This window comes from Nonomuraea terrae, assembly GCF_004348995.1.
Lineage (GTDB): Bacteria > Actinomycetota > Actinomycetes > Streptosporangiales > Streptosporangiaceae > Nonomuraea > Nonomuraea terrae.
On sequence record NZ_SMKQ01000316.1, the window covers coordinates 1 to 6931 of the forward strand.

Sequence of the window (6931 nt, forward strand, 5' to 3'; positions counted from 1 at the left end):
TCTCCGCACCGCAGCCCTCAGCCTCCGAGACGACGGAACCCCGACCCCGCACGACAGAGCCCACGGAACCTCCGCCCCGCACACCCGGGCCCGCGGAAGACCGGCCGTCGCCTCCGGCACGCGGCTCAGCCACTCCCCCGCGGCGGTCAGGGGTCGCCGAGCAGGTGCTGTCCGTCGTGGGGTTCGTCTGTGCGGTGGTGGCGGTCCTGTTCCAGCCGGTGGTGTTCGGGCTGGCCGGTGTCGCGCTCGGGGTCGCCGGTCACGTCCGGGGCGAGCCGCTGGGCCGGTGGGCCGCCATCGCCGCCGGCGCCGGGATGCTCGCCGGCACCGTCCTCAGCATCCTGCTCACCCCGGGATGACCGCGTACGGCGTGAGATCCTTGACGCGTGCTTTCCCCGATCGACGTGCTGCGCGAGGAGATCATCGCCCGGCTGGCCGCCTTCGAGCGCCGGCCGGTCCCCCCGGCGGAGGGCGTGCGCCGGGCGGCCGTCACGGTGTGCGTGCTGGAGGACGGCGCGCGCAGCCCGTACGTGATCGTGATCAAGCGGGCGGCGGCGGGCCGCAACGCCGGGCAGTGGGCGCTGCCCGGCGGGCGGCTCGACGACGGCGAGGAGCCGCTGCAGGCGGCGCTGCGGGAGCTGGCCGAGGAGACCGGCGTGACGGGCGTCGAGGTGCTGGGGATGCTCGACGACTTCGTCACCGACTCCGGGTTCGTGATCACGCCGGTGGTGGCGTACGGCGGCCGGCAGGAGCCGGTGCCCGACCCGCGCGAGGTGGCCTCGGTGCACTCCGTGCCGCTGGAGCGGTTCCTGGCTCCGGGCGTGCCGCGCTGGCGGGGCGAACTGCTGCAGATGCCGCTGGGTCCGTCCATCGTGATTCACGCGCCGACGGGGGCGATTTTGTGGCAGTTCGCGGAGGTGGCGCTCCGGGGTCGTGAGCAGCGGGTCTTCGACGTCGCCCAGCCTCGCTGGACGCGGAGATGACCGGTTCACGTGTCGCCCATGGGAGCGCCACGATTACCTCCCCGGCCGGACCGTGTGCTTAACTCAAGGTGCCGATGTGGTCTGTGTCCCCCGGGCCGCAAATTACCGCCTTCACGGAATACCGTTCGGCTGGAGCCGTGTTGTGCACCTCGCCGAGGAGGCGACCGCCACATCGGCCTCAACAGCTTTTCCAGGCGTCCCCCGATCTCTCGGGGGACGCCTGACTTATTGTTGGTGGCCAGCCGATGATCAGGAGAGCTCGTTGCTGTACCAAGTGGTCAAGTTCGCCGCCACGCCGCTGACACACGCGATGTGCCGCCCGCACATCACCGGCGCGGCCCACGTGCCGAGGAAGGGCCCGGCGATCCTGGCCGCCAACCACCTGTCGGTCCTCGACTCGTTCCTGCTGCCGGCGCTGCTGCCGCGGCACGTGACGTTCACCGCCAAGAACGAGTACTTCGACGGCAACCCGGTCTCCGGCTTCTTCATGCGGCTGGGCAAGAGCCTGCCGATCGACCGCGACAGCGCCCACGCCGCGCAGGCCATGCTCGACGCGGCGGCCGAGCTGCTGGAGCGCGGCGAGCTGTTCGGCATCCACCCCGAGGGCACCCGCTCCCCCGACGGCCGCCTCTACCGCGGCAAGGTCGGCGTGGCCTGGCTGGCGCTGAAGACCGGCGCCCCGGTGCTGCCGGTGGCGCTCAGCGGCACCGAGAAGGTGCTGCCGCTCGGGGCGAAGGTGCCGAGGCCGGCCAGCATCGGCATCACCATCGGGGCGCCCCTGCGGTTCGACGGCGACCACGCCAAGGCGCGCGATCGGCGGCGGGTCACCGACGAGATCATGGAGGCCATCCAGAAGCTGTCGGGCCAGGAATACGTCCCGACCTATGCCGCCAGTTATAAGGCAGCCAATGGAATGTCTTAGTTTGTCCCCGCTAGGCTCGGAGGCCAGTCGTCGAAGAGCGAGGGGCTGAGCAGTGGCACGGGGCCGTACCATCGCGATCGCGTCCGTCGCCGCCGTGCTCGTGGTGGGGGCCGCGGGCGGTGGCGCCTACTACGTGCTGCACACCAGGGGCACGCCCGCAGAGACGGCTCAGCGTTTCGCGACCGCGTGGCAGGCCGGTGACGCGAGCGCGATGGCCGCGGTGCTGGCCACGCCGCAGCAGCTGAGCGCGTACGACCAGCAGCGCAAGGCTCTCGGGGTCGAGTCGACGCAGGTCAGGCTCGGCCAGGTCGCCGAGGGCGACGACCGGGCCCGCGTCCCCTACACCGCGACCCTCACGTTGAAGAACCTCGGCACCTGGTCCTACCAGGGCCAGATCGACCTGGTGGTGGCCGACCGCACCTGGAAGGTCGACTGGAAGCCGGCCACGCTGCACCCGTCGATGACCCAGGGTGCGGCCTTCTCGATCAAGACGAAGTGGCCCGAGCGGGCGGCGATCACCGACGCCGAGGGCGGCCGCATCGACACCGGCACGGTCGGCGGCTCGGTGCAGCAGCTCGTCGGCTACCTCGACAAGGCGACCAAGAAGGACGTCGGCAAGCTCGGCTCCTCCTACAAGGTCGGGCAGGCCGTCGGGCGCGGCGGGCTGCAGGAGACGTTCCAGACGAGGCTGGCCGGCACGCCGACCACCGAGATCCAGCTGGGCGGCAAGACGCTGCAGACCATCGAGGGCAGCGACGGCGAGCCCGTGCGCACGTCGCTCGACCCGGGTGCGCAGGCCGCGGCGGTGACGGCCGTCAAGGACGTCGACAAACCCGCCTCCCTGGTCGCGATCAGGCCCTCGACGGGCGAGATCCTCGCCGTGGTGAACAACCGCGGCGGCTTCAACCGGGCGCTCGACGGCCGCTATCCGCCGGGCTCGACGTTCAAGGCGGTCACGGCCATCGGGCTGGTGGCGGCCGGGATGTCGCCGCAGGACACCGTCACCTGCCCCATGTACGCGAACGTCGGCGGCCTGCGGATCCGCAACTCCGACAAGGAGGAGTTCGGGTCGTTGTCGCTGCTCGACTCGTTCGCGCACTCGTGCAACACGACGTTCGCGCCGCTGGCGCAGCAGAAGCTGGGCGCGGAGAAGCTGCTCGACGTGGCCGAGGACGTCGGGTTCAACCAGCCGCTCAACATCGGCGTGCCGGCGGCGAAGGCGAGCTTCCCCAGGGCGCAGTCCGACGCCGAGCTGGCCGCGGAGGCGTTCGGGCAGGCCCGCATCACCTCCAGCCCGCTGTCGATCGCGTCGGCGGCCGCGGCCATCGCCGACGGCACCTGGCGCCCGCCGACGCTGGTGCCGTCGCTGAAGCAGAAGGCCAAGGAGCGCCCGCTGCCCGAAGGGGTGAAGCCGGCGTTGCACGAGATGATGGCGGCCGTGGTGACCAAGGGCACCGCAAAGTCGGCCGGGCTGCCCGCCGGCACCCACGGCAAGACCGGAACGGCCGAGTACGGCACCGGCGAGAAGCTCGACTCGCACGCCTGGTTCATGGGGTTCAAGGACGACGTGGCCTTCGCCGTGGTCGTCGAGGGCGGCGGCGGGGGCGGCGCGGTCGCCGCCCCCGTCGCCGCGACGTTCCTCAAGGAGCTCTGAGCCCTTCTCAGGACTCACCGAGGAAGCGGCGGACCGCCACCGGCTCGGGCCGGCCGCGCTGGGCGGCGTTCGAGGTGGCGCTGTGGTTCAGGCCGGGCAGGACCATGCGGCGGGCCCGCGGCAGGACCCGCTGGAGTTCGCCGAGCGCGGCGCGCAGGTAGGCCGCGCTCCTGGCGCCGCCGATCAGTAGCACCTCCGCCTCCACCGACCGGTACGGCTCCAGGTCTCCGGACGCCTCCGCCACCAGGTGCAGGTCCTCGTGCAGCGTCGGGGCCAGCTCCCCGAACGTCAGCTCCCGCAGCGCCGGCTCGACGCCGGCCACGGCGCGTTCCTGTCTCTTGACCATCGAGCTCGTCATCAGTTCCATCAGCGGACGCGGGATGGCGCGCATGATCGGGGGGCCTATCCGGCCGGCTCTCATACCGGTGACGAGCGCCGCCGAGATCCGTCCTTCGGCGAGCTCGCGGTCGAGGCGGGGCAGCCGGCCGGTCGAGTGGGAGCCGTGGATGTCCAGGGGCGGTTCGAAGATGACGGCCTTGCGCAGCGCCGGCTGGACGCGCGCGTGTGCAGGGTGATGATCGCGCCCGAGCTCCGCCTCGCGGGATCTTGGTGCGAGATCTCCCGGCGGCGGTGTTTCAGCACCGCCGCCGGTTCTTGCTCGGTCACTCCGCCGGGCGGCCCCTTTCCGCGAGGTCCGCCACGTCGCCGGTCAGTTCGCCGGTCCGGTGGTAGGCGCGCCACTCCTCCAGGCCGGGGAACGCGCCCGCGTCCAGCTCCGCCAGCAGTGAGCGCACCCAGGCCGCCTCGGCCTCGCGCATCGCCAGCGCGTACTCCGATTCGACGAGGAAAAGCCGGGGCAGCTCGCCCCGCTCGCGCTCCAGCGTCCGCCGGTCGGTCTCGTTCCGGCTTTCCAGCAGTTCCAGCCGCTGCCGCAGCAGCGAGGGGACCTCGTCGGGCCCGAGGCCGCCCATCACCGACAGGCCCGACTCGAACGGCGACGGCTCCCACCGGGGCGTGGACAGCAGCTCGCGCGTCCAGTCGGCGGCCTCGCGCCGGCCGGCGTCGGTGACGCGGTAGACGGTGCGCTCGGGGCGGGCGCCCTGACGGTCGGTGCCGACCGCCTGCAGAAAACCGTGTTTCTCCAGGTTGCGGACGACGGTGTAGAGCGAGCCCCATTTGATCGGCATGTCGTCGTCCTTGCCGCGGGCCCGCAGCACGGAGGCCATCTCGTACGGGTGCATCGGCCGCTGGACGGCCACGGTCAGCACGGCCAGCGCCAGCAGGTTGGCCACCGGGCGCCGCTGGGCCCTTCCGATCACTCATCGTCGGCGAATACTTGTCTGCGAGAATAAGCATCGGGCCGATCGTCCGGCAAGACCCGTGGTTCCGTAACGTTGTTCGGAAGAGGCGGCGGGGTTTCCCGCCGCCGGAGCCGATCACCCGCGGAGGACCGAGCAGAGATGAGCCGCGAACACACCTACCGGACCGTCGTGACCTGGACCGGGAACAAGGGCACCGGCACCAGCGGCTACCGCGACTACGGCCGTGACCACGAGCTGTCGGCCGAGGGCCCGCCGGTCATCCCGGGCAGCTCCGACCCCTCCTTCCGCGGCGACCCGTCCCGCTGGAATCCCGAGCAGCTCCTGGTCGGATCACTCTCGCAGTGCCACATGCTGTGGTATCTCCACAAGTGCGCCACGGCCGGAGTGGTCGTCACCGAGTACGCCGACACCGCGACCGGCACCATGGCCGAGTCCGCCGACGGCGGTCACTTCACCGAGGTGGTGCTGCGCCCGGCGGTCACCGTGGCCGCGCCCGAGATGCTGGAGAGCGCTCTCGCGCTGCACGAGGACGCCCACAAGGCGTGCTTCATCGCCGCCTCCGTCAACTTCCCGGTACGCCACGAGCCGACCGTCCGCACGGCCGGCTGACCTCAGGAGGAGCGCCCGGCCGCGGCGTCGTAGTCGAGGCCGAGCCGGGGCGCCAGCTCCCGCAGGCACTCCTCGAAGACCGGCTCCAGGTCGGAGTAGGCGAAGTCGAGCTGGTCGAGTACCTCCATGCAGAGCAGGCCGTACAGCCTGGTCCAGCACGACACGAACACGTGGATCGCCTCCACCGGCAGCCCGGAGCCGGTGTCGGCGGCGTACGCGCGCAGCTGCTCCCTGATGGACGGGTCCAGCTCGTCAGGCGCGGGCACGGGGAAGCGGCGCGCCCGCCACAGGTCGGCGATCTCGTCGAGGAAGACCTGCTCGAAGTCGCGCCCGGCCAGCTCGCGCGGCGAGCCGGGGCGCCTGATGATCGGGCTGGCGAACACCCACCCGAACTCCGCCCGATGGGTGACGGCCCAGCGCCGCATCGCCCGGCACGTCGCCAGCAGCCGCCGCGCGTGGTCACCCGGCGGGTACGCGTCGCGCGCGGCCTCCATCGCCTCCGTCAGCTCGCGGAAGAAGTCGGCCGTCACCGCTCCGACCAGCTCCTCGTGACCGGCGAAGTAGTGGTAGAGCGCGGGGCGGGCGAGGCGCTGACGTGCCGGGTGATCCGCGACCGTCTGGTGCGGGACCGGAACTGGCCGCGTACGGCGATCACGATCAAGCCGTTCTGGACGCCCGGCAAGCGCGGACTCCACTGAAACGCGGTGGCCGATCGCCCGGCGCCGCGGCAGGCTGGCGGGCGTGACCGAGCACCTCACCGCCGGAACGCGGACGCTGATCGTGAACTGCGACGACTTCGGGATGTACCAGGCGGTCAACGAGGCGGTCGTCCGCTCGATCGAGGACGGCATCGCGGCCTCGTGCAGCCTGATGACGCCGTGTCCCGGCGCCGCGCACGCCGCCGGCCTGCTGCGCGAGCGGCCGGAGGTCCCGTTCGGCGTCCACCTGACGCTGGTGTGCGAGTCGCCGGTGCTGCGGTGGGAGCCGCTGACCCCGCGGGAGAAGGTGCCGTCGCTGCTGGACGAGAACGGGCGGTTCCACCCGCCGGAGCGCATCCCCGACCTGCTGGCCGCGGCCCGCGTCGAGGAGGTGGAGCTGGAGTACCGCGCCCAGATCGACGCCGTGGCCACCGCCGGGCTGACGCCCACCCACCTCGACTGGCACTGCCTGGCCGACGGCGGGCGCGACGACGTCTTCGACCTGACGATGGCGCTGGCCGGCGAGTACGGGCTGGCGGTGCGGGCCTGGCTCGACCCGGCTCGGCGCAAGCTGCGGGCGCGCGGGCTGCCGGTCGTGCGGCCCGGCTTCCTCGACAGCTTCGCGCTGGATCTGGAGGGCAAGGCGGAGACGTACGCGCGGCTGCTGCGCGAGCTGCCGCCCGGGTTGAGCGAGTGGGCGGTGCATCCGGGGCTGGGCGGGCAGGAGGCGCGGGCCCTGGATC

The 6931-nt window shown here is 72.2% G+C and carries 10 protein-coding genes; 7 read left to right on the plus strand and 3 right to left on the minus strand.

Annotated elements, in window-relative coordinates; translation table 11 throughout:
* Positions 1-176: 176 nt before the first annotated feature.
* The 4 genes from E1286_RS44840 (at position 177) to E1286_RS44855 (ending at position 3559) form a co-directional block, all read left to right on the plus strand.
* Entirely contained in the window at positions 177-359 is a 183-nt protein-coding gene (locus E1286_RS44840; protein ID WP_223190924.1) for a hypothetical protein, read from the plus strand.
* A 27-nt stretch (positions 360-386) separates the two neighbouring features.
* Positions 387-983 (plus strand): NUDIX hydrolase, encoded by a 597-nt coding sequence (locus E1286_RS44845; RefSeq protein ID WP_132623152.1) that lies wholly within the window; start codon positions 387-389, stop codon positions 981-983.
* Between the two features lie 262 nt (positions 984-1245).
* Complete coding sequence (locus E1286_RS44850; protein ID WP_246075687.1) at positions 1246-1905, plus strand: lysophospholipid acyltransferase family protein; 660 nt, start codon at positions 1246-1248, stop codon at positions 1903-1905.
* 52 nt (positions 1906-1957) lie between these two features.
* Positions 1958-3559 (plus strand): penicillin-binding transpeptidase domain-containing protein, encoded by a 1602-nt coding sequence (locus tag E1286_RS44855; protein WP_132623154.1) that lies wholly within the window; start codon positions 1958-1960, stop codon positions 3557-3559.
* A gap of 7 nt (positions 3560-3566) precedes the next feature.
* Here E1286_RS44855 and E1286_RS44860 read toward each other — a convergent pair whose 3' ends face one another.
* Positions 3567-3950, minus strand: coding sequence for a hypothetical protein (locus E1286_RS44860; RefSeq protein ID WP_132623156.1), 384 nt, complete (start codon positions 3948-3950; stop codon positions 3567-3569).
* Positions 3951-4221: 271 nt separating this feature from the next.
* Positions 4222-4878, minus strand: a complete 657-nt coding sequence (locus E1286_RS44865) for a PadR family transcriptional regulator (protein WP_246075688.1) — start codon at positions 4876-4878, stop codon at positions 4222-4224.
* Between the two features lie 141 nt (positions 4879-5019).
* On the opposite strand from E1286_RS44865, the gene E1286_RS44870 reads away from it, so the two are divergent.
* Complete coding sequence (locus tag E1286_RS44870; protein ID WP_132623158.1) at positions 5020-5490, plus strand: OsmC family protein; 471 nt, start codon at positions 5020-5022, stop codon at positions 5488-5490.
* Positions 5491-5492: 2 nt separating this feature from the next.
* Here E1286_RS44870 and E1286_RS50995 read toward each other — a convergent pair whose 3' ends face one another.
* A complete protein-coding gene (locus tag E1286_RS50995; protein ID WP_132623160.1) occupies positions 5493-6020 on the minus strand; it encodes a TetR-like C-terminal domain-containing protein in 528 nt (175 codons plus the stop codon).
* Between the two features lie 18 nt (positions 6021-6038).
* Here E1286_RS50995 and E1286_RS51000 point away from each other — a divergent pair, with 18 nt between their 5' ends.
* Positions 6039-6188 carry an SIP domain-containing protein gene (locus E1286_RS51000; protein ID WP_246075689.1) on the plus strand — a complete coding sequence of 50 codons (150 nt, stop codon included), beginning with the start codon at positions 6039-6041 and terminating at the stop codon, positions 6186-6188.
* 43 nt (positions 6189-6231) lie between these two features.
* The coding region (locus E1286_RS44885; RefSeq protein WP_246075690.1) for a polysaccharide deacetylase family protein at positions 6232-6931 on the plus strand (700 nt) is incomplete at its 3' end.

Bases quoted from the DNA above. Each gene is read 5' to 3' on its own strand.
- E1286_RS44860 (WP_132623156.1), bottom strand. From the start codon at position 3,950: ATGCGCGCCATCCCGCGTCCGCTGATGGAACTGATGACGAGCTCGATG.
- E1286_RS44870 (WP_132623158.1), top strand. From the start codon at position 5,020: ATGAGCCGCGAACACACCTACCGGACCGTCGTGACCTGGACCGGGAAC.